Source organism: Halalkalibacter alkalisediminis, from assembly GCF_028610705.1.
Classification (GTDB): Bacteria; Bacillota; Bacilli; order Bacillales; family Bacillaceae_D; genus Halalkalibacter; species Halalkalibacter alkalisediminis.
Map to the genome: position 1 here is coordinate 1 of NZ_JAQQWT010000031.1, position 23682 is coordinate 23682.

Genomic DNA, 23682 nt, shown 5'->3' on the forward strand with positions numbered 1-23682 from the left:
GGGTTAGCTTCATAAGCTAGCATTTTAAAGGAAACTGACACTCTATGTTTCTAGCGAGTGGTTTTTGCACCAGAACCAGAAATAGCGTAACTCCACCTTGTAGCATATTAGGTATTTAGTCTTTTAAAAATAGAAAAATAAAGATAAAAAAATAAATATTGTAAATATAGTAATCTATAATATATAATTTTTTTATCTAAGGGAGGGTTACTATGAGAAAAAGATTTATGTCGATAACAATTATTCTTACAGTTTTTATCTTTTTATTTTCTTCAATTGGAGGGTCATTTTCAACTTTTGCTGACAGTTCTAATTCACCAGTAAATTTTGAAGATGAATTTTTTGAGGACCAATCATCCTTAGAACATTTAATGTTCGAAGATCTAGATGAATTAAATGTTGATGAGCTTGAAGAATTAGGCGTAGCTGTACATCATGATGCCGAGGATTTTAATGAAGAGATACTTGCTGAAGATTTTGATTTTGAGGATGCTGTAAATGATTTAGACATATCCACAATGAATGAAGAAGAGAAAAAAGAATTTCTTCAAATCATTGAAGAAGCAGTTGCTATTTCTGGCACTACAGAAACGGAATTGTTAGAAGAGGCTCTTATTAGTATTTTTGATGGTGACTCAGAAACATTTAATGATTTAGAGGCTACACAAGAGGTATTAGAAGAAAAATATGTTGAAAAAATAGAATCTGAAGAAATAGCTTTAGTCTCTTTTGCTAAAAAATCATTTCTAGGGTCTGATAAAGTTTATGCTTCTAATAAAAACAAAGGGAAAGTAAGGGTAGGTGTTTACTTAGCCGGTTCTGTTTTTAATGTGGCAATTGGTGGTATAGTCGGCGGAGGTATAAGTGCGGTTAAAAGCTATATCAAAAAGAAAGGAAAAAAGGCAGCTTCAGAAACATTATCAAGAGTTGTAACAGCCCAGGCTAAGAAACTTAAAATCCAAACTGTTAGAGGAGTTGCTGTAGCATCAGTTATTGGGACAGCTGTTTACGTTGCATTAGATTATGCTGATATCGGTGTAGCTGTTGCTAAATTTATAGACTCAAAAGATTGGTATAAAAATAACGGATGGATAGATATAACACAATGAAATATTTAAGATATTTAATATATTTTATAATAATTAGTGTAGTTTTTTATTTTGTATCCCAGTATATAACTAAAGATAAAGAGCTATTAAATGTCATAATAGGCTTTGTCATCATGATCCTAGTAACTTTTCCATTAATGTACTTAGAATTTATTAAATTCCAGAAAAAGTAACACTATCAAACGACATAAAATTATGTCGTTTTTTATTTTTGAAACGGTTTTCTCCTTAATGTTTTGATGTTCTTTATTAATTTCTACAAGCACTACGAATAGTCCTTTTTTACACCAATTCAGCATGAATATCCAATTTTATTAAAAATCCTTATTCCATTAAATAGCCCTTTTCATAAAAAAGGGACGCTGTTCTTATTACAGAAACGTTTGAAGTACCTGCTCGTTAGTTGAAGTGAAAAACTTCAAAATCTCTATAATAAATTTAAACATAATCGTTCCTTAACAATCTGGCCCTTTAACGGAATAAGTCTATGTCACTAAATAGTTCCTTAATCCATCTTTTATTCAGATGTTCTTTTTCTTTTAGCCATAAAAACACCCCTTTAGACAAAAATCCAAAGGGGTAAAACATCGTAACTTTTTTATAAACATCGCATCTTTTTTATAAACTTCGTGACTTTATTTTAAATCCACACCTGATGCATCCCCCCTCATTTGAAGCATATTTTCGCCTTGACGCATATTTTCATAACAGATTTGTAATATGAGTTAAAAATAGGATGAAACTGCACCATTTCTGCACCGTTCCATCCTATTTCAATTAGATAAAATATGATTTTTAAGAAATAACAACTTTTTTGTTCAAAAGCGTCTTAATTTCCACCGATTTTCAATGAATTTATCAACGTAAAAATCGAACATGTCTAATTAAACTATCAACAATTTCATTTTTTATCGTAAAATTTAAATAGGAGCTATCAAACGTCTCAAGCGTCCAAGACGAATTACCCTACCTTACTTTGATCGCCTTCCTCATCAACTGGAGCTTGAGCAAAATGAAGTTCGTTTTTTAAGTCCCTCATATGGCGTTCTTTTTCTTCCCTAGACCATTGGCATTTTTTCGCCATATAATTAGTCACTGCGCCCTGCCATTTATTAACCCAAGCAATGTTGAAATAGAGCGCTCCTGTACGGCGGTTAAAGAAATCCGCTGGGGTAGCAACCATCTCTTCTTCCATCCCGTATTGCAACTGCGCTAACAGTAGGACCGGTAACTGATGTTGTTCAGCCTCTTTCTTATTCGTACGCATGAGATGAAAAACGTGTTCAACATTCGATCCGTATAACCTCACTACACGTTCTGCCTCTTCTTTAGAAAGCGCTAGATCTATTCCCTCATTAATTTTTTCTTGAACAAATGCTTCATAGTTCAAAGAACCATTAACGTTCCCACCTGATAACGGAATTCGATCCGTTGTACATTTTTTTTCATTTTTTAAATCTTTTGCAACAAAATCAACCACTCGTTCAGCCATTTTTCGATAGCCTGTTAACTTTCCACCGGCTATGGAAATGAGACCCGTATCTGAAAAGAATATCTCATCTCTTCTTGAAATTTCCGAGGCACTCTTTCCTTCTTCATGAATAAGCGGTCTCAATCCAGTCCAACTAGATTCGATATCACTAGCCGTTAACTTTACCGTAGGAAACATATAATTAACCGCGTCAATAAGATAATCTCGATCTGCGGTTGTCATTCTTGGATGAATAATATCTTCCTTATAAAACGTATCGGTTGTCCCTACGTAAGTCTTTCCATCGCGTGGGATGGCAAAAATCATCCGACCGTCTTTCTCGGTATCAAAGTAGACAGCTTGCTTTAAAGGAAAGCGACTTTGGTCGACGACAAGATGAACCCCTTTTGTCAGGTAAAGATACTTTCCTTGTTTAGATCCATCTTGTTCACGAAGCGTATCTACCCAAGGTCCTGCGGCATTTACAATGTTTTTGGCATAGATCTCATACGTTTTTCCTGATAGGAGATCTTTCACTTTAACGGCTACGACCTTTCCTTTTTTATAGATAAACCCTTCCGCCTTCGTGTAATTGGTAGCTTTTGCTCCTCTTGCGACCGCTTCTTTTAATACTTCAAGGGTTAGCCTAGCATCATCTGTCCGGTATTCTACATAAATGCCGCCACCTTTTAATCCGTTCCTTCTAATCAAGGGTTCTTTCTTTGAAACATCCTTCTGATTCAACATTCGTCTACGTTCATGTTTGCGAACACCAGCAAGAAAATCATATACCTTTAAGCCGATTGAAGTAGTGAACTTCCCGAACGTTCCTCCTTTAATTAGCGGAAGCAGCATCCATTCTGGTGTGGTAACATGAGGGGCATTTTCATAGACAATGGCTCGTTCTTTCCCCACTTCAGCTACCAGTTTCACTTCAAATTGTTTTAAGTAGCGCAGTCCTCCATGAACAAGTTTCGTGGACCGACTTGAGGTACCTGCGGCAAAATCTTGCATTTCAATTAAACCTGTTTCTATCCCTCTAACTTGAGCATCAAGAGCAATGCCAGCACCTGTAATCCCCCCCCCAATGACAAGTAAATCTAATGTATTCTTACTCATTTCCTCTAATCTTACTTGTCGATCACAACTTGAAAATTTCCCCATTTTTATCTCCCCTTTAAAAGGTTTAAGTGAGAAAAAAAAGAAGACCACAACAGCACTTAATAACATTATTGTTAAAAAGAGTGTTGTGGTCTTCTCCAAATCTCCGACCAAATTATTAACTTACTTTAAAGTATATCTTAATTATAAAAGATTACAAGACCTATTTAAAGATTTGGGCAGCCTTCACAGCTTTTTTCCAACCATTATACAGGGACTTCTGTTCCTCTTTCACCATGCTTGCTTCAAAACGTCGATCAACAGCCCATTGCTGCTTGATCTCCATTTTATCGCTCCAAAAACCAACTGCGAGTCCCGCTAAATAAGCCGCACCAAGCGCCGTAGTTTCTTGCACTTGAGGCCGTTCTACTGGCACTCCGAGCAAATCACTTTGAAATTGCATAAGAAAATTATTAGCAACGGCCCCTCCATCCACTCGAAGTGTTTTCACCGAAATACCCGAATCCGCTTCCATAGCAGTTAACACATCTTTTGTTTGATAAGCCAATGACTCAAGTGTTGCTCTAATAAAATGCTCTTTTTCCGTTCCACGAGTTAGACCAAACACAGCACCTCTTACATCACTATCCCAATAAGGTGTTCCAAGACCGACAAATGCTGGAACAACATAAACACCCTCTGTTGAAGTCACTCTTTTTGCGTATTGCTCCGAATCTTTTGCCGACTTTAGCATCCTCAAACCATCTCGTAACCACTGGATGGCCGAACCGGCAACAAAGATACTTCCTTCTAAAGCATATTCTACTTTTCCATCAATTCCCCATGCCAATGTTGTTAACAAACCATGCTCTGACTTCACCGCTTTATCTCCTGTGTTCATTAACATAAAGCAGCCTGTTCCATATGTGTTCTTAGCCATTCCCTCTTCAAAACAAGCCTGCCCAAATAAAGCAGCTTGCTGGTCTCCGGCTGCACCAGCAATTGGAACGTTTTGCCCAAAAAAGTGATAATCAACGGTTGTGGCATAAATTTCAGACGAAGGTCTAACTTCTGGTAGCATCTGCTTAGGTACATCAAGCATCTTAAGTAATTCATCATCCCATTTTAAATCATAAATGTTGTACATAAGCGTTCTTGAAGCATTTGAATAATCAGTAACGTGAGCTTTTCCACCTGAAAGCTTCCAGATCAACCAAGTGTCAACGGTTCCAAATAGAAGATCACCTTGCTCCGCTTTTTCTCTCGCACCCTCCACATGATCAAGAATCCACTTAACCTTTGTGCCAGAAAAATACGCATCAATTAATAACCCTGTTTTGTCTCGAACCATTTTAGTGTAGCCTTGATCTTTTAATTCTTCACAGATATCAGCTGTCTGCCTAGATTGCCACACAATAGCATTGTAGACCGGTTTTCCTGTGTGCTTATCCCACACAACTGCCGTTTCACGTTGGTTGGTTATCCCAATACCTGCTATTTCTTTTTGATCGACATTTGTCTTTAGCATTACGCCTGAAATAACAGCAAGAATAGATGCCCAAATCTCATTAGCATTATGCTCTACCCAACCTGGCTTAGGATAAATTTGTTCGATTTCTTTTTGTTCAACCCCAACGATTTTTCCATGTTGATCAAATAAAATCGCTCGCGAGCTTGTTGTCCCTTGATCTAGTGCTAGAATATATTTTTTCTCCATTTCGATTCCCCCTAATTTTGAGTTACCTGAGCCACTACCTTATGAGACTGTTCTAGTTTCCCTTGTAACCGCTTCTCATACCTTGTACATATATACAATGTTACAACAAATGCGATGATAAAAATCCATAAAGCTGAATAAATAATTCCTTCAAAAAGAGCGGCATAAATCGTTGCTCCTAATCCCCCACCAATGGTCGGACCTACAACTGGAACCCATGCATACTTCCAACCTGAATCACCTTTTCCCGCAATTGGCAATAGAAAATGAGCAATTCTTGGCCCTAAATCACGTGCTGGATTAATCGCATATCCAGTTGTTCCACCTAATGACATCCCAATAACGACAATAAACAATCCAACAATTAAAGGATTTAATCCTTCTGTAAATTGATTGGCCCCTATCGCTAATAAACCAAATACTAGGATAAATGTACCGAACACTTCACTATAAAAATTAGACGGTCTATGTTTAATAGAAGGTGAGGTAGCAAATACAGCTAATTTCGCTCCTTGATCATGGGTTTCCTTCCAATGTGGATAATAATGCAACCAAACCAACGTTGCACCAATAAATGCCCCCATCAATTGTGCGACTATATACGGAACAACACTTGTCCAAGCGAATTCACCAATTAACGCAAAACCAATCGTGACAGCAGGGTTTAAATGGGCTCCACTTATTTGACCCACTGCATAGATGGCAGCTGACAAACCGAGTCCCCACCCAAACGTAATAACAATCCATCCGCCTTGTTCAGAACTCGACTTTTTTAAAACACTACCAGCAACAACTCCCCCACCAAAAATAATTAAGATCATCGTTCCAACCAATTCACCCATAAAAGGCAGCATGCAAATTCCTCCTCTTTGCTGCAACAAAAAAGGAGACAAGCAGAATCATCCTAATAGAATAATAGGGTGAAATTGCTCGTCTCCAAATCTCCGTCACAAATTATTAACTTGTTTTCTATTAAATCATGCACTGAAAACGCTGTCAATGTTTTTTTGTTTTTCAGTAGACTAGATTAAAAATCAGTTTTTTTCAGCTCGTATTGATGGTTATCATAAAGCACAAATGAAGATAGACTCCTTATTGCCTTTTAGAAGTTTACAGATCCCATAGTTCCTTCCTAGAGGTCGTTACTCCAATTGCTCCTGCATCTAGGGCATTGATCACTTCTTGTTTTTCTCTAATAAGTCCCCCTGCTATGATCGGAATTCCAGTCCGTTCATAAACCTCTGTAATAATATGAGGCATAACTCCCGGCAACACTTCTATGTAGTCTGGCTTGGTTGTTTCTAATAATTTGTAACTGGATTCTAATGCGATTGAATCTAATAAAAAAAGTCGTTGAACAGCAATAATAGAGTTCTTTTTTGCCGTTAACACGACATTCTTTCTAGTTGAAATAATACCAGCCGGCTTTATATCCTGACATAAAAATTGAGCAGCATATTCATCTGTTTTTAACCCTTGAACAAGATCGGCATGCAAAAAAACTTTCTTACCTGCTCTATTTGCCATCTCAATCAAGCTTTTCAATTGACTGACATGACTATTTAATAGAATGATGACCTCGAATTTTGTTCTAAGTAATTTTTCAAACTCTTTTAAAGAACGCGCAGCGGGAAAAATACGTTGATCTATGAAATGATGTTGTGGCACACTATCAACTCCTTCATAATTCTCTTTTGCTAATTAAACCAACTCTTAGAGTTTCTGTCAAAAGTCAGCCTAGATTTATTTGTGCCTCCAGAATGCTGATTTATGATTTTTATGTTTTTTTAATATTAAAAACTTGTCTCTTTCTCAACGCTTTTCAAAAAAATAAAGGAGCTCTTAACTAAGAGACTCCTATCTATATAATTACTACTCCTTCATTAACATATGTCTTCTACGTAAAACCACATATAGAATGGTTCCAACAATCAGTAATAAGGATCCGACTAATAGCAACGTGTAATAATTGGTCGCTGTCTAGAAAGCTTCTCCCCATCTTTATCTATCTTATTTTCTTTTTCTTTTTCTTTCTCTTTTGTTTTATCCTATTTTTTACTTCTTTTTCAACTTTCCCTTTATCTTTTATCCTGTCAACAGGGTGGGCAGGTTTTGTTTCATCAGATTCTTCTGGGTCGTTTGGTTCTACCGGTGTTAACGGATTTTCATCATCCTCTTTTATTGAAGCCATTTTTACGACAACTGTAGTTAAAGGGTCAATTTGGATACTATCTGCTGTTAATGTAAAACCTGATCTGTCAGTTACCTCACTAATTCCAGCTTCATCACTGTCTACTACCACAGCGCCATCCGTTAAATCTGTATTTAGCGTTAGGGTTCTTTCTACCGTATCCGCATTAATAAATACATAATAGGCATCACCATTTGTTGCTTCATTTCGATAACCAATCACTAAATCTTGATCATTGATTTCCTCTGCCTCTATTAAAGTGACATTGGAGTCAATAAGCTCTTTTGTTCCCAACCTAAATGCATCAGTAGACTTTCTTAATTTAATAAGACCTGTTGTATACTCTCTTGTTCTATTATTGATTGAGTACAATTCTGCATTTGTAGCTCTTGTCCAATCAATCATGTTAATAGCATCTGTAGAGTCATAAGAGTCATGAATAAAATATGGATATGTGAATGGTTTTCCATCTGCGTCTTCTACATACGTCGATTTATATGGAGCCTTTTCTGTATCGGCTCTAAACTGTTTTGTACGCCCAAATTCTTGTCCAGCATGAATAAAAGCCTTTCCTTGAGCCGTTAAAACCATCGCATTACCAATTCTAATTCTTTGATGAATTTCCTCTTGATGAAACTCAGGGTCTTTCTTAATAGATTGTGCAATGACATCATGAAGGGTTAGATTATCATGAGCGGCGATATATTGAACGACATCACCAGGGTCTGTTGCGACAAAATTATGAGGTTGTGCCTTAATGTTGTCAAAAATTTGTTGGATATTTCTTGCTCCTCCAGTGATAAACCTTGGCTGCCCTTCACTACCAAAGCCTGATTTTAGTTCATTTCTAAATTCATCTGAGAAAACTCCTACACTTTCTGTATGTTGCATCCAATCCTGGTCAGCTGGCATGATGTCTCCTTCGCCTTCATCGCCTACAAACGTTCTCCATCCTTCACCAATCATAATGATGTTTGGATTCAACTCTTTTGCTTTATCGTAAGCAATTTGAATGCTTTCTGCATCATGATCACCCATCATGTCAAAACGGAAGCCATCCACTTTAAACTCGTCTACCCAATACGTAATTGAATCAACAAGTATTCTTCTAGCCATCTCATGCGTTGTTCCTAAACGTCCACCGCCAAAGCTTGTTCTTGCAGTCCCGTCGGCATCCATGAAGTGGTAATAATTTGGTACAAGATCCTCAAAGATTTCTACCTTTGCTGTATGATTATACACTACATCAAGTACCACACCCATACCACGACTATGAATCGCATCTACTAGCATTTTGAACTCATTAATTCTTAATTCTGGATCATTGGGATTTTCTGAGTACATCCCTGTTAGAGAGAAGTAACTATGTGGATCATAGCCCCAATTGAAATTAGTCCCTGTAGAAGCATACTCTAGCATTCTCTCAGCATTAGCCCACTCATCCCCCCAGAAATAACTCATTATAGGTAATAGCTGCACGTGAGTAACGCCTAAATCTTGAATATAATCAAGTTTATCAATAAATGCTTTAAATGTTCCAAATTGAGCGGTAAGCTCTGCTTCAATGCTTGGATCAGATGTAAAATCTCTCACATGAACCTCATAAATAATCGCATCTTCTCTTTTTTCAAATCCATCAATTTTTGCAAAACTCAGCTCTGGGCCAATCAAAGAAGGATCTACAATAGCTGCTTTTCCAATAGGATCATTTCCTAAATTACTCCACGCAGCCATAGATTTTGCATATGGGTCAAGGGCTAGCTTCTTCTCACCATTATGTTCTATTTCATAGTGATACACATAATTTTTCAAACTAGTCAAGCCTGTATTTTTTTCGTTAAGAATGACTTCCCAAACACCACGATCTCTTTTTGTCATTTCAATATCATTTCTGATAACCTTAGATTGTTCTTCTTTGTCGTACAGAATAACAGACACGCTTTCTGCCTTAGGCGACCATAATTTTAATGTTGCTGTTCCGTCATTATGTAAGGTTGCTCCTAAGTTGCCATCATAACCGTACATCTCGTCAATCAATCTCCAACCAGAACCGACGGTCACCGATTGCTCTCCATAACTTACACTAAAAGGCGCCAGCTCTGCATTAAAATACCCGTTAATCGTCACTTTTCTATCATTTATCACGACTACCGTTTCAAAGGATACATCATTACCGTCTTTGTCTTTTATGGTTATTTCTTCAGTTAAATCCGCTTCTGATAAATTAGCCGTATTAGAAAAAGTAATTTGAATCTTAGTTTCTGACAATAGTTCCCCTGAAGTCATCCACACTGGCACCTGACCATAAGGATTCGTGTAAACTACGTCATCTCCTTCTTTAATAAACAATTGGTTATATTCATTAAGCATGGAAAATCCTTTATCTTCACCGTCTTTTATATCACCGTTTTCTCGATTAACTACAAGAAATCCCATCTCTTTTGCATCCTCTTTTAATTCTACATCTACATAAGCACCATGGCTGCCCACTTGATCATCCGAAAAAGCGGTAGCTCCGGTTGGCCAACCCCCAGTTTCTTCTGAAGAAACTGCTACATCCTTCCACATCCAAAGACCCCATTTCTTATAACTTTGATCAGCTCTTTCATAGTGGATTCTCACCATGTTATCTGAAAGATTTACCGGTTCAAAAAGGAATACTTCATCTGATCCTTGTTTAATCCATACTTCATTGAGATTTGAAGAGAAGAGTTCAATTTCTTTGTCTCCACCTTCTTTATCACCATTAATCGTATTTAAAACAAGAAATCCTACCTTTTTAGCATTCTCTTTTAAGTCAATATCAATATAAGCACCGTAATTCGTTACTTGCTCTTCTGAAAAAGAGATGCCACCTGTTGGCCAATTTTCTGAAGGTGATGCTACATCTTCCCAAAACCATAAACCCCAGTTGTTAAAGATATGATCATCTCTTTGATAGTGTATCCGTAATGTATTTTCTCCAATATCATTAGCCCCTATTTGTTGCCCTGTTTGAGGTTCTGCTGCTACAGGGTTAGAAATTGGAAAATCACTTAAAGAAAATAACATTAAAAAAATCATCATTACAACTACAACCTTATTCAATTTTCTCCTCATTGTTTCCTAGCTCCTTTTCGATTTTTTAATAAAATATTTTATTTTTGTAGGCAACCGCTTTCCTTATTTACTGAGTCTAAACCCAATAGCTGTGGTCCATCATGCTTTGCTTCTATTCTTTTGGTTGCCTGCAAATATTTATACGATATGTAATTTTCAACTTACTAAAGGGTACATTGCGCTAATAAAAGGAATTGTCACTTTGTCCTAAGATAAATTACATATAAGAACTTATTTCAAACTTAAAGATTTATGAAAAACTCTTATCGTTCATCGCTTTTCTTCTATTACGTTTAAATTAAAGCGCTTACATAATAGTCTAATTAAAAATTTGAATTTGCGCAACCGTTTTCATAAAAAATTACAAATATTCTTTTAACCAATCATAATCGATAGTGTACTCTTTCGTAGTATTGTTTTTAGCGAATTTTAGTTTTTATCAGTTCAACAAGGTCAGGCCCCAAACCAGTTAAAAATTAGTAAAAATAAAGAGCCAGTGTTCACCGATTTTAAACCGGCACTCACTGGCTTCTTTCCTTTAAAAAAGAGTTCCATTTATCCTTCTGCTGACATCTCTAAATCATCAATGCGTTTTTCTAAATACTGTGTATCCTTACGGGCATTAAAACGTTCTGCCTTTTCTACTTTAACCGCAACGTTATAACTTGGAATTTTCGCTAATTTCTCATAAACACCTTTTGGAAGTAGGAAGTTTCCTTCTGGGAAGTGGACTTCTAGATTTCCTTTAGCAATATCCACGAAACGAGCTTTTCCTGTAAAGACACCATGTTGATTGTAGACGACAACTAACTCTCGCTCTGCAATGCTTAAATTTTTTGCATCTTCTTCATTCATTAGAACATCATAGCGATCCGCTTCGTTAAATGGATCATGCTCACTGTAAACCATTGAGTTAAATTGCTTACCACGTCTTGTTGTTACGTAGAAGTCCCCAGCGACTTTATTTAGATCTGGAATGTCAACTGGAATCAGATTTCCTTTACCATCTGGTGTAGGACAAATCCCATCTTCACATAACCAAGCTCCACCCCATTGGAAAACGTCTCCTTGTTTCTTTAGATGTTGGACACCGTCGTAGTTCGGATTGGCCACTGCCATTTCTTCGCGAATGGCTTGCCCATCTTTAAAATCAACTAAATGAGCTTCATCAGGCTTCACTCGTTTTGCGAGATCCAAGTAAATTTTCCATTCAGAACGAGCTTCTTCTACCATTTGCTTATTGCCCTCGATCGTTGGCGAGAAGTAAACCATCCGTTCTGTCGATGTTGAAGTTCCGCCACCATCTTGTTCATAACGTGTTTTTGCAGGTAAAACGATTACCGCTTCTTTCGCATCTACTAAAGTTGACGTATTGAAGATAATATCTTGGTGAACGCGAATCTCAAGCTCTGATAAAGCTTTCTCTACGAAAGTAGGATCTGGCATTGTTTCTAGGAAATTACCTCCAGATAAGTAGTACATTTTAATTTTCCGCTCATGATCATCAGGTAACAAACAGTTCTCAAGCGAAACTCCTAATACGTCACCTTGCCATTTAGGCACTTCGAAGTTCCAAATCTTTTCGATTCTCTCAATGTTCGTAGGCTCAAAATCTCCACCAGGAAGCACAAATGGGTCTGCTCCCATTTCTCCACTTCCTTGAACACTAGAATGTCCGCGAATTGGCATAACTCCACAGTGTTCACGACCTAAGAAGCCTCGGAGTAAAGCTAAATTGGCTACTTGGGAGATATTATCAGAAGCGAATGTATGCATCGTCAGTCCTAATGACCAAACAAATACGCCTGATTTACTGTGAGCTAATAACTCGGCTAATTCACCAATTCTTTCTTTCGTAACACCTGCTGACTCAACGATGGCATCCCAAGATTGTTCTTGTACTTTCACTTTTACCTCTTCATAGCCGTTAACATGTTCTTTTACAAAGTGATGATCGACAGCTGAACCTGGTTTGATCTCTTCCATTTCAAACCAATGTTTCATAATTCCGTGCATAAAGGCAATGTCTCCACCAATATTAACTTGATAGAAATCATCTGCTAGTTTCGTACCAAATAATGCAGATTCTCCAACGGAAGGAATCCAATATTTTTCCATTGATGGCTCGCGGTATGGGTTGATACAAACGATCTTTGTCCCTTTACGCTTAGCGGCATACATGTATTTTGTTGAGACTGGTTGGTTATTTGCTGCAACTGAACCCCAGAATACAATGACATCAGAACCGATCCAGTCTTTGTAGTTACAGCTCGATGCTCCAATCCCAACCGAGCGCTTTAGCGCTGTTTTAGATGGGGAGTGACAAATTCTCGACGCATTATCAATATTATTTGTTCCTAAAAATCTAGCTACTTTTGCTGCAACATAATAGGATTCATTCGTGATTCCTCTTGAAGTTAAAAAGAAGCCATAGTTTTTCGGATCCAGTTTCTTCATTTTATTGGCGATCATGTCCATCGCTTCATCCCATTCTATACGAGAGAATCGACGTTCACCTGGTCTACGGATAAGTGGGTAAGGAACACGGCCTAATTCACGAAGCTCCGCGCTTGTATATTGACGAAGCTCATCAATATCGGCGTGAACAATTTCCTCTTTCATTGCTGGCATCGTATTAAGGCGCAATACATTCAAGCGAGTTGTACAAACATGAGGTCCTGCTAGTGTTTGATCATATAAGCCAGCTACCCCTAATGCACAGCCATCACAAACACCTTTTGTAATGATGTTTTTGGCGTAGTTTAAATTATCTTTATTATTCCAAACGACCTTCATCGTTTCTCGAATATGCTTTGGTTTTACTTTACCTAAACCAAAAGGAACTTTACTTGCCCAAAGTTCGGGAGCCGGCATACTAGGTAATTTAATCGGTCCAGTGTGTTTTGTTTTTCCCATTTGTGTCACTCCTTATTTCATCTTATTGAATGTTTATGAATGGATAGGTTCAAGCATGTTCGGGATTGTTCAAAAAAAGAAGTTACGCTAGAACTCTCTATAAAAAAACCACCGTTCACCCCAAAACAAGTTAAGTAAGAGGTCAAACGGTGGTTTAGTCTTTTGCAGGAGCGCTACTAAGTGCCAGAACCAATTATTTTTTCTGTGAAAACTTCTCTTCAATGTCTTCATCAAATACGAAGATTGACATTCCGAAATCACGATCGAGATCAATATCGACAAACAGATCTAAAAACTTACATTGTAAAAATTGTTCCATTTCAGCAGGAGGATTTTTTCGATACATGTCTTTGACCATTTCTGTTCGAGCGGCTCTTAGCATTTGCTTGCCTTCATCAGCTGATGCAATAAACTTCTCAACTGGAGAAAGATTCCCTTCCATTTCGCATATGGCCCAATTTTTACAAAATGTTGTACTCACCTTACTCGGTCCTTTGCCCATATGTTTTTTCCGAAATGAGCGAACGAGGTTACTAAATTCAGCTTCATATTTGTTCATTTTTTACCCTCACTTCTTCTTATTACTTTTAGTGTATCAAACAAATAATGTAATGCAATGGCTCCGATAGTTGAAGCATGTTTGATTTACATCTAAGAAAGAAGTTAGAGGAAACTTAACTAACTAAATCCTTTGCTTCTTTACCTTTGTTAGCTTCCTTTAATTGTTTAATATCAATGCGAATGACTAATGAAACGATTAAAGCCGCGATAAACATAAACCCGAATATATATAAAGTTCCTGCATAGCTATTTGTTGTTTCACGTACCCACGCTGCAATAATTGGACCTGCTAAACCTGCCGCTGCCCATGCTGTTAAGATGTATCCATGAATGGCCCCTAATTGCTTGGTTCCAAATAAGTCGCCGATATAAGCTGGAATGGATGCAAATCCACCACCATAACAAGTGAGGATAAGGAATAACACAGCTTGGAACATAATGGCGTGTGTGATACTTGGAAGTAAAAAGAATGATGCAATTTGTAGCCCAAAGAAAGCTGTATATACGTTCGGACGTCCCATATAATCAGAAATAGAAGCCCAACCGATACGACCTAAACCGTTAAACACTCCCATAATTCCGACCATCGTTGCCGCCGCCGCTGCTGAAAGCCCTGCGATCTCTTGAGCCATAGGTGATGCTACAGATAAAATGGCAATTCCACAAGTTACATTAATAAAGAGCATGATCCATAAATACCAGAAACGTCTAGTCTTAACCGCTTCATTTGCTGTTAACTGTGATAAATCAGCAGCAACCTTTTTGCCTGTTGCTTGAACATCTTGCATATAACCAGCTGGTGGTCTCTCTAAGTATAGAGCAGAACATAACATGATAATGAAATAAATGATTCCTAACGTGTAAAATGTATTCGGAATTCCAACTGAATTAATTAGGTTAGCCATGATCGGACTAGCAATCATCGCAGAGAAACCAAAGCCCATAATCGCAAGTCCTGTAGCAAGCCCTCGGCGGTCAGGGAACCATTTGATTAATGTTGAGACAGGTGTAATATAACCAACACCGAGTCCAATACCACCTAAGACCCCATAGGTTAGGTATAATAACGTAAGTGATTCAATTGAAGTGGCAAAGCCAGCCCCTAATAATCCAATACCAAAGAAAGTGGCCGATACTAAACCAGATTTACGAGGACCATGTTTTTCTACGAAATGACCCATAAATGCTGCAGAAAGTCCTAGAAATAAAATAGCAATACTAAATGTGAACGATACTGAACTTAGTTCCCATCCATACTCTTGCATCAATGGGTTTGTAAAAACACTCCATGCATAGACAGAGCCTATTGAAATATGAATTCCTACAGCCGCTAATGCAATTAACCAACGATTTTTTGTTTTCTTTACTGTCTCTCCCATTTTTCCACTCCCTTTTCTAAACGCAAAAAAATCGACGCTACTCTCTTGAGGAAGATCATATACTAAAAAGTATACTTATCCCAAAAAAGTGCGACGATTAGTTTTAAGCAGGTTACGCTACTATCAACCAATAGAAATCGCTTACAATAACTATGTAACAGATAAAATTGACGACAGGTTCGCTATCTCACATCTTAAATGTTACAAATTTATGAATACATTTAAATCATAACTTGTTTTCTTTCGTTTTTCAATATTTTTATAGAGGTTGTTGATTTAGATAATTTTCTCACTTTTCTGAGCTAAAGTGTAAGTGGACAAACCTTGTCATTGCTATCTTTTCAGATCATTTTAAGCAACTTTTCTCTTACGTCATAAGTTAGAAAAGTATACACAATAGACTTGTCACTATCCAAAATCTATGATTATATGTTATTCATTAGAGTAGGAAGGGGGATATTTATGAATGAGCCATTAAGTATTACTAAATCGATCTATAGATTTAATCAAGATCAATTTACCGAGATTGACGATGAGATTGTCATTGAATTCCCTTTAACTGTTTATATAAACGATGAAGAATTTGCTACAATGGTTTGTAGTCCAAGAAATCTTGATGAAATGGTAATTGGCTTTTTAGCTTCTGAAGGTGTCATTCATTTTAAGAAAGAAATTAAAAACATGTCAGTTGATACCGATCGCGGTTTTGCTTATGTGGAACTGCATTCAAAGGAAGTAAAGAACCAACAATACTTCTCTAAACGATTCATAGGTTCATGTTGTGGAAAAAGCAGACAGTTTTACTTTCAAAATGACGTTCGAACGGCAAAAACATCAATGGTTAAAACAAAATTAACGGGCAGTCAATGCATAGAATTAATAAAAAAGATGCAAGATGATAGCCTTGTTTTTAAGAATACAGGCGGCGTTCATAACGCAGCTCTTTGTTCACCGCAAGAGCTTATTGTAAGCCGTTCTGATATCGGAAGACACAATGCACTAGACAAGTTATATGGGTACTCTCTTTTAAATGGCATTTCTGTTAGGGATAAGATTCTTGTTTTTAGTGGTCGGATCTCATCCGAAATTTTAACAAAAGCCGCTAAAATTGGTGTCGGCATTGTCCTATCTAAATCCGCACCAACAGATCTAGCCATCAACTTAGCAGAGGATTTAAATATCACTGCGGTTGGTTTTATAAGAGGCGGGTCTTTTAATATATACTCTCACCCTGAACGAATTATTTTAAATTAGAAGGAGCGATATTTTTATGAGTCCATGTAAAATTGATCATCCAGTAGAAGATGTTAGAAGTAAGCTAGTGTCTCAACAAGATGTTCTCCCACGTAATCTTTACAGACGATCTAAACAATTTCTTGAAACGACACGCACACAATTGGAACTAAATGAGCTTTTTCACCTTTTAAAAAAATATGATCTAGCAAACTCTGAAGAACAAAAATCTCGCAATGTGAAATTAACAAAATTGCTTGGATCATAAAAAAAGTCCTCTAAGCTTTTGGCACTGAAAAAGGTGTAAAACATACCTTTTTCAGTGGCCTTCCAACTTGGTTAGAGGATTTTTCAACATTCACCCTCCACTTACTGGAGGAATAAAAGCAATCGTATCGCCATCTTTTAAGAGATCTGTCTCACTCGCATAGGATTCATTTATCGCAATCATCGTTTGAGCAAGCGCTGTTAGCTTGTACTCTTCTAACAGCCAGTTTTTTAGCTCACTTACTGTTAGACCAGCTTTCTCAACTTTTATCTCGTCAACCCCAGCTTGTTCCTGAAGCTCTGCAAATAACAGAATTTTAATCATGAGTCTGACCTCCTATCTCTGGTGCACCTTTTGGATAAGAGGTCTTTTCAAGCTGATCACCGATCCACTTGGTTCCATCCTCCCAAAACTCTTTTTTCCAAATTGGCACTATTTGCTTGATACGCTCCATCGCATACTCATTCGCTTCATAAGCAGCTTTTCGGTGTGGCGTAGAGACAGCAATAATGACAGCAATGTCTGAAATGTCTAACATGCCTATGCGGTGGGTAATGGCAATTTTTGCGCCTGGCCACTTACCTTCTACTTCTTTTCCGATCTGCTCGAGCATTTTAATGGCCATTGGTTTATACGCTTGATACTCCAATTTTAGCGTCCGTTTTCCATGTGTCAGTTCTCTAACCGTTCCGATAAAAGTAGCTATCGCTCCGCAATCTCTACGAATCACTTTAGCAACTAGTTCATCCATAGACAGGGGAGTCTCTTTTATTTCAAATAGATCTTGATCCATAGTCATCACTCAATTTCTGTAATATATATTCAAGATAAATATCAGATTCAGTTAAATTATAGATTGGAAAGTCTAAGGAATCAATGATTAAAGGTTTCCACGTAATGGCGCAAACAATTTGATCGACCTCTTCTAAAAGGACTAGATCCTCTTCTCCTCTTAGTAAAACGACTTTAGGATAATGCTCTTTTTTAAACCCTTCCACTAAAATCACATCTGGAGAAAAGCCCTCGTATAACCGCACCAACTTGGGCAAAGTCCATTGTTGATTTTTTATGTGAATTTGTAAAGAGCCTCCGCCTTCAACAGCCGTCATAAAGGCACCAGCCGCTTCATGTCTTTCACTATCTTTTAACAGACCTTCTCTTTTTTGAGCAGTATGGTGACCATGGTGTTTGATTGAAGCTACCTGCCAACCTAAATCTGAGCTTGCTTTTATTACTTTTTCCATTAAGGTAGATTTGCCACTGTTTTGATAACCTACTACTTGTAAGATGCGACTATATTGCTCCACGGCCACTCACTTCCTTGAGTATCTTCTAACAAGAGGATATCAATATCCATTCCTTTTTCATAGCCTCGCGTTCCACCTGGCAATAACATTAAACAATCCGCACCACCTAGAGAGCTAACAATTCCCGATTTATCAACTCCTGAAGGAGAAGCAACTAATTGACCATCTACGTAATCCACTCTGGACCTAACTAATCTCATAAATGGATTTGGTTTTGTGAAATCGACACCAAGTGTCGCTTTTGTCTTTCGAAGATGTGGAAAGTTATTAAACAAAGCTTGGCGTAGCACAGGTCTAACAAATAACTCAAAACCAACATAACAAGCAGATGGATTTCCAGAAAGACCATAAATCATCTTTTCACCTAAATTCGCAACCGTCGTTACACTTCCAGGTCTCATTGCTACTTTGTTAAAAAGAACTTCTGCGCCTAATTCTTTTAAAATAACGGGAACATAATCATAATCGCCAACTGACACGCCACCTGTTGTGATTAACATATCTACTTCTGAAAGAGCTTGTTTCGTTGCAGTAAGACACGCTTCAAAGTCATCATTTAACTTCCCATAATACTTGGCTTGCCCACCTGCTCTATCTATTTGAGCCATGATCATATAAGCATTACTGTTACGTATCTTACCAGGAGCAAGGGGCTCGTCCACATTTAGCAGTTCCGTGCCTGTTGCAATCACTCCAATCACTGGCCTTTTTGCAACTGATACTTTTGAATACCCAAACGTAGCAAGCAAAGCAACAATTCCTGGATTAATCTGCGTGCCTTTTTTCACTAAAACCGTGCCTTTTTCCGTGTCTTCACCTTGGTAGGAAATGTTGTCTCCTTTTTTAAACAAGCGTTTGATTAAAATGGCAGGACGCTCTTGTCCTTCAAGTTCCTTCACAAGTTCGAGCATCACAACAGCATCGCAGCCTTGTGGGATTTGGGCACCTGTCATAATTCTAACGGCTTGAAACGGCATCACTTCTTCTTCAAATACATATCCTGCTCCAATTTCTCCTACTACTTCAAAACGCACAGGATGATTCGCTGATGCTTCTTTTGTATCTTCAGCTCGAATCGCAAAACCATCATATGGAGAACGGTTAAATGCCGGAACATCATGTGAGGCAATTAAGTCTTCTGCTAAAAACCTCCCAAATGATTCCTCAATCGTAATGACCTCTTTATCCGCTATCGTCTTGTATTTCATCACTCTTGAAATAGCTTCCTCAACCGGTATAGGTTTTCGCTTTTCTACCATTAGACGCACTCCTCTTATTATGTATTTTTAGGGGGAACTAGGAATAATGCAAGGGCTTTACCCTTGCATTAATCTACCCACCTATATAAGACATTTCAATTTTCCTTCTATTTTTCACCGTTTCTTCTGTTCGTTCTTCTGAATATTTATCCGTTCGATTGCTCCAGATTTGTGTAATCTTCTGTTTAATTTGTGCGTCAGATGCTCCTGAACGAATCAAAGCTCTTAAATCAAAGCCGTCCTCAGCAAACAAGCATGTATATACCTTTCCATCAGCGGATATTCGTGCTCTTGTACAATTTCCACAAAATGTATCCGAAACCGATGAAATGATTCCAATTTCAGTGTCTGTTCCCTTATATCTATATCTAGTGGCCACCTCACCAAGATAGTCTTTCTCTACTTCCTCTAGAGGACCAAGCTCAGAAACCTTTTCTAAAAGTTCACGCTTCGTTATCACTTGAGAGAAATCCCAACCATTCGTCTGGCCGACATCCATAAATTCGATAAAACGTAGCGTAATGTTTTTTTCCTTACAATAAGAAGCTAATTTGACAACTTCTCCGTCGTTTACATTTTTTCTCACAACCATATTAATCTTCACTTCTAAACCTGCAGACAAAGCAGCGTTAATTCCTTTTAATACAACAGCAGATGTGACATTTCTTCCATTCATCTTCTGAAAAATCGCAGTATCTAACGCATCTAGGCTGACATTCACTCTTATAAGTCCCGCTTCTTTTAACGCCTTCGCTTGCTTTACTAAGTACACACCATTGGTAGTCAAGCCAATATCTTCAATCCCTTTTATGGACGCTAAACGCTTGATCAGGTGAGGGACATCTTTCCGTAGCAATGGTTCCCCACCCGTTAGACGGATCTTTTTAACTCCTAAGCTTGTAAAATGTTTAGCTAACCTTTCAATTTCATCAAAAGAAAGGAGCTCTTCTTCTCTCATGAACACATAGTCCTCGCCGAATACATCTGCAGGCATGCAATAGGAACAACGGAAATTGCACTTGTCCATTATCGATATACGTAAATCTTGTAATGGTCGCAAGTACTTATCACTTAGATCTTTCATTTCCTTTCACATCCCTTCTCTAGTACATTCATTTCCAAGTCAGTGTAATTTCGAACGATTCATTGTATAGTTATAATTAATCATTCTAACATAAAAAAGAAGGGTGAATTAATAGTATGCATCAATTAAATAATTCCAAATGTGTGAACATAGCAATACTAACCATTTCAGATACAAGAAATTTTGAAGATGACAGAAGCGGACAGGCGATCAAATCTTTATTTGAATCGAAGGACCATTCAATTATAGAGTATAAAATAGCCAAAGATGAACGACCATTGATTCAAGCTATCGTAAAAGAATGGACTGCCAATTCTAACATTCAAGCTATCCTTTTAAATGGCGGGACTGGTTTTTCACCAAGAGATGTTACCTATGAAGCCGTAAACGAATTGCTCAGTAAAAAAATGGATGGATTTGGCGAACTATTTCGGATGTTAAGTTATGAAGAGATTGGACCAAAAGCTTTATTTAGTCGCGCTGTAGCAGGCAGCATCGATACGACCGCAATCTATGCTCTTCCTGGTTCAACTAATGCTGTCAAACTTGCTGTTAACAAGCTCATTTTACCAACATTACCTCATTTTGTAGAGGAACTAGTTAAGCTATGAGAATGGTTGGAGTTATTTTAGCAGGTGGACAATCTTCGCGTTATGGAAAGCCAAAAATGTTTGAAATCTATAAGGGACTACCGTTTTATCAACACAGTGTAAATGCTCTTAATACCAATAGCGCGATCTCATCTGTCTATATCGTCACCAACGAACTGCTATCCTCCCGCTTTGATGACAGTAGTGCTTCCATTTTAATTGAAAAACAACAACATAACGGTCCTTTACACGCTCTAACGTTTGCTCTTGACACCATTGAAGAAGCTGATTGGTTCTTCGTCTTAGCATCAGACATTCCATTTGTAACAGCAGAATTGGCCCGATCGTTAATTCAATATACAACCGATTCATCCATTGATGCCATCGTACCTATTGCGGGTGAAAAAGAGCAACCATTGCTCGCTCTTTATCATAAACGCTGTTTGCCTTATGCAAAAGACATCATCGCTCAAAATAAAAAAAGTATGAGACCCCTTTTGCAAGCTGTTCGTGTAAAGTGGATTCATTTTCCAGATAACCAGAAAGATTTTACAAATATTAACCGCCAGGAAGAATGGAAAATAGAGAAAGATTAGACTGTGTGTGCTAAGGGCTGCTAAACGTCTGATATTTGAATGATACGAGTGAATTCGTCACTATTTTTGAAAGGTTACGATAAAGCGTCAGAGGTTCTAATAGAAAAAAGCCTCCAAAATAGAGGCTTTTTCGCTTAATATGGATCAGACGGATGACTCACATCTTGAGCTTGTTGAACAGCTTCTTCTGTTTTCGTCGATCCAATTGGACCTGACTCCATTTCTTTTATTTTTGCAGCTAGTCCTTCTTTCACTCTTTTTCCATATTCAGGATCGGCGTTTGTAAAATTCTCGATCATCTGCTCTTGAATTTTTTTATGACATGGAGCTAAAGTATTGACTAGATTCTTGATCAATTCCTCACGTTCAAAATCAGAAAATCTTCGATACGTTTCTCCCGCTTGACCAAAGTTGTTAGTCCGGTCAATGGTCTCCCGTTTAAGCTCTCCCTCGACATACGGTGTATGCTCTTTTCCAGGGTTTTTCGCTTCCTTCAGCCCCCCTAAAGTGGATGGCTCATAGTTTACATGTGGATTTTGATCTTTGCCTTGGTCTACTTTGTATTCCATTTGACCATCACGCTGATTCGTTGCTACATGTTTTTTCGGCGAGTTAATCGGTAATTGTAAATAGTTCGATCCCACACGGTAACGCTGTGTATCAGAATAGGAGAACGTTCTTCCTTGAAGTAATTTATCGTCAGAAAAGTCTAAGCCATCAACAAGAACGCCCGTCCCAAATGCAACCTGTTCTACTTCTGCAAAGTAATTCTCAGGATTTTTATTTAGCACCATCTTCCCAACTGGTTGCCAAGGAATAATCTCTTTATACCATAGCTTAGTCGGGTCAAGTGGATCAAAATCTAATTCAGGATGCTCATCATCACTTAAAATTTGTACAAATAGCTCCCATTCTGGGTAATCACCTTTTTCAATGGCCTCGTATAAATCTTGAGTAGCATGATTAAAGTTTTTCGCTTGTAGTTCATCTGCTTCCTCTTGTGTCAAATTACGAATTCCTTGCCTTGGTTCCCAGTGATATTTAACAAGTACGCCCTTGCCTTCTGCGTTTACCCATTTGTATGTATTAACTCCTGAACCTTGCATCATACGATAGTTGGCAGGGATACCCCATGGTGAAAACAAGAAAGTCACCATATGTGTGGCTTCTGGTGAATTCGATACAAAGTCAAAGATACGTTCGCCATCTTGGATGTTCGTTACTGGATCTGGTCTAAAGGCATGGACAAGGTCAGGAAATTTTAGCGGATCACGAATAAAGAAAATTTTCAAATTGTTACCAACTAGATCCCAATTCCCATCCTCTGTGTAAAATTTAACCGCAAATCCTCTTGGGTCCCGGAGTGTTTCAGGAGAATGTCCACCATGTACAACAGATGAAAAACGAACAAAAACCGGTGTTTGCTTCCCTTTTTCTTGGAATAACTTAGCTCTTGTATACTTAGAAACCGGCTCATCCCCTACTTTGCCATACGCTTCGAAATAACCGTGCGCACCTGCTCCACGCGCATGAACCACACGCTCTGGAATACGTTCACGATCAAAATGGCTAATTTTCTCAAGAAAATCATAATTCTCTAAGGTAGTCGGACCACGGTTTCCAACCGTTCGGACATTCTGATTATTCGTGACTGGATGCCCCTGTCTGTTCGTTAATGTGTCTTCCGACTCATTGCTTGGGTTTAAATCTTTATCATCTTTCAAAGTATCCCCTCCTTTTCAGTTACCAGTTATGTCCATTAAGGACAAAATGAAAACCCGTTCACTAAAAAAACGTAACA

Annotated in this window: 19 protein-coding genes; 5 read left to right on the forward strand and 14 right to left on the reverse strand. The window is 37.9% G+C overall.

Annotated elements, in window-relative coordinates; translation table 11 throughout:
- The first annotated feature begins 212 nt into the window (after positions 1-212).
- Positions 213-1109: a hypothetical protein gene (locus tag PQ474_RS21675; RefSeq protein WP_273847688.1), complete on the forward strand. Its 897-nt coding sequence runs from the start codon at positions 213-215 to the stop codon at positions 1107-1109.
- A gap of 961 nt (positions 1110-2070) precedes the next feature.
- On the opposite strand, the gene PQ474_RS21680 is transcribed toward PQ474_RS21675, so the two are convergent.
- The 8 genes from PQ474_RS21680 to PQ474_RS21715 form a co-directional block, all read right to left on the reverse strand.
- Positions 2071-3744 carry a glycerol-3-phosphate dehydrogenase/oxidase gene (locus tag PQ474_RS21680; protein ID WP_390187727.1) on the reverse strand — a complete coding sequence of 558 codons (1674 nt, stop codon included), beginning with the start codon at positions 3742-3744 and terminating at the stop codon, positions 2071-2073.
- Positions 3745-3904: 160 nt separating this feature from the next.
- Positions 3905-5398, reverse strand: a complete 1494-nt coding sequence (glpK, locus tag PQ474_RS21685; protein WP_273847689.1) for a glycerol kinase GlpK — start codon at positions 5396-5398, stop codon at positions 3905-3907.
- A gap of 11 nt (positions 5399-5409) precedes the next feature.
- A complete protein-coding gene (locus PQ474_RS21690; protein WP_273847690.1) occupies positions 5410-6252 on the reverse strand; it encodes an MIP/aquaporin family protein in 843 nt (280 codons plus the stop codon).
- Between the two features lie 256 nt (positions 6253-6508).
- A complete protein-coding gene (locus PQ474_RS21695) occupies positions 6509-7066 on the reverse strand; it encodes a glycerol-3-phosphate responsive antiterminator (RefSeq protein WP_273847691.1) in 558 nt (185 codons plus the stop codon).
- 337 nt (positions 7067-7403) lie between these two features.
- A complete protein-coding gene (locus PQ474_RS21700; RefSeq protein WP_273847692.1) occupies positions 7404-10688 on the reverse strand; it encodes a pullulanase in 3285 nt (1094 codons plus the stop codon).
- Positions 10689-11243: 555 nt separating this feature from the next.
- Positions 11244-13604, reverse strand: a complete 2361-nt coding sequence (locus PQ474_RS21705) for an FdhF/YdeP family oxidoreductase (protein WP_273847693.1) — start codon at positions 13602-13604, stop codon at positions 11244-11246.
- A 193-nt stretch (positions 13605-13797) separates the two neighbouring features.
- Positions 13798-14163 (reverse strand): Na-translocating system protein MpsC family protein, encoded by a 366-nt coding sequence (locus tag PQ474_RS21710; RefSeq protein ID WP_273847694.1) that lies wholly within the window; start codon positions 14161-14163, stop codon positions 13798-13800.
- A gap of 115 nt (positions 14164-14278) precedes the next feature.
- Positions 14279-15544 (reverse strand): L-lactate MFS transporter, encoded by a 1266-nt coding sequence (locus PQ474_RS21715; protein WP_273847695.1) that lies wholly within the window; start codon positions 15542-15544, stop codon positions 14279-14281.
- A gap of 462 nt (positions 15545-16006) precedes the next feature.
- Between PQ474_RS21715 and fdhD the strand changes: the two genes are divergently transcribed.
- Both fdhD and PQ474_RS21725 read left to right on the forward strand, forming a co-directional pair.
- Entirely contained in the window at positions 16007-16798 is a 792-nt protein-coding gene (fdhD, locus tag PQ474_RS21720; RefSeq protein WP_273847696.1) for a formate dehydrogenase accessory sulfurtransferase FdhD, read from the forward strand.
- 16 nt (positions 16799-16814) lie between these two features.
- Positions 16815-17045, forward strand: a complete 231-nt coding sequence (locus PQ474_RS21725; RefSeq protein WP_273847697.1) for a hypothetical protein — start codon at positions 16815-16817, stop codon at positions 17043-17045.
- Positions 17046-17135: 90 nt separating this feature from the next.
- Here PQ474_RS21725 and moaD read toward each other — a convergent pair whose 3' ends face one another.
- The 5 genes from moaD to moaA all read right to left on the reverse strand — a co-directional run bounded on the left by moaD (position 17136) and on the right by moaA (position 20695).
- Complete coding sequence (gene moaD / locus PQ474_RS21730; protein WP_273847698.1) at positions 17136-17369, reverse strand: molybdopterin converting factor subunit 1; 234 nt, start codon at positions 17367-17369, stop codon at positions 17136-17138.
- Positions 17362-17838, reverse strand: coding sequence for a molybdenum cofactor biosynthesis protein MoaE (locus PQ474_RS21735; protein ID WP_273847699.1), 477 nt, complete (start codon positions 17836-17838; stop codon positions 17362-17364). Before PQ474_RS21735 ends, moaD begins: the two co-directional genes overlap by 8 nt.
- The gene (mobB, locus tag PQ474_RS21740) at positions 17819-18352 is read right to left on the reverse strand and encodes a molybdopterin-guanine dinucleotide biosynthesis protein B (RefSeq protein WP_273847700.1); all 534 of its coding nucleotides are present in this window, start codon (positions 18350-18352) and stop codon (positions 17819-17821) included. Before mobB ends, PQ474_RS21735 begins: the two co-directional genes overlap by 20 nt.
- Positions 18322-19611, reverse strand: coding sequence for a molybdopterin molybdotransferase MoeA (locus tag PQ474_RS21745; RefSeq protein ID WP_273847701.1), 1290 nt, complete (start codon positions 19609-19611; stop codon positions 18322-18324). Before PQ474_RS21745 ends, mobB begins: the two co-directional genes overlap by 31 nt.
- 73 nt (positions 19612-19684) lie before the next feature.
- The gene (gene moaA, locus PQ474_RS21750; RefSeq protein WP_273847702.1) at positions 19685-20695 is read right to left on the reverse strand and encodes a GTP 3',8-cyclase MoaA; all 1011 of its coding nucleotides are present in this window, start codon (positions 20693-20695) and stop codon (positions 19685-19687) included.
- A 116-nt stretch (positions 20696-20811) separates the two neighbouring features.
- On the opposite strand from moaA, the gene PQ474_RS21755 reads away from it, so the two are divergent.
- Positions 20812-21306 (forward strand): MogA/MoaB family molybdenum cofactor biosynthesis protein, encoded by a 495-nt coding sequence (locus PQ474_RS21755; protein ID WP_273847703.1) that lies wholly within the window; start codon positions 20812-20814, stop codon positions 21304-21306.
- Positions 21303-21881: a molybdenum cofactor guanylyltransferase gene (gene mobA / locus PQ474_RS21760; RefSeq protein WP_273847704.1), complete on the forward strand. Its 579-nt coding sequence runs from the start codon at positions 21303-21305 to the stop codon at positions 21879-21881. Before PQ474_RS21755 ends, mobA begins: the two co-directional genes overlap by 4 nt.
- Positions 21882-22015: 134 nt before the next feature.
- Here mobA and katX read toward each other — a convergent pair whose 3' ends face one another.
- On the reverse strand, positions 22016-23605 hold the full coding sequence (gene katX, locus PQ474_RS21765; RefSeq protein ID WP_273847705.1) for a catalase KatX: 1590 nt from the start codon (positions 23603-23605) through the stop codon (positions 22016-22018).
- Positions 23606-23682 lie beyond the last annotated feature (77 nt).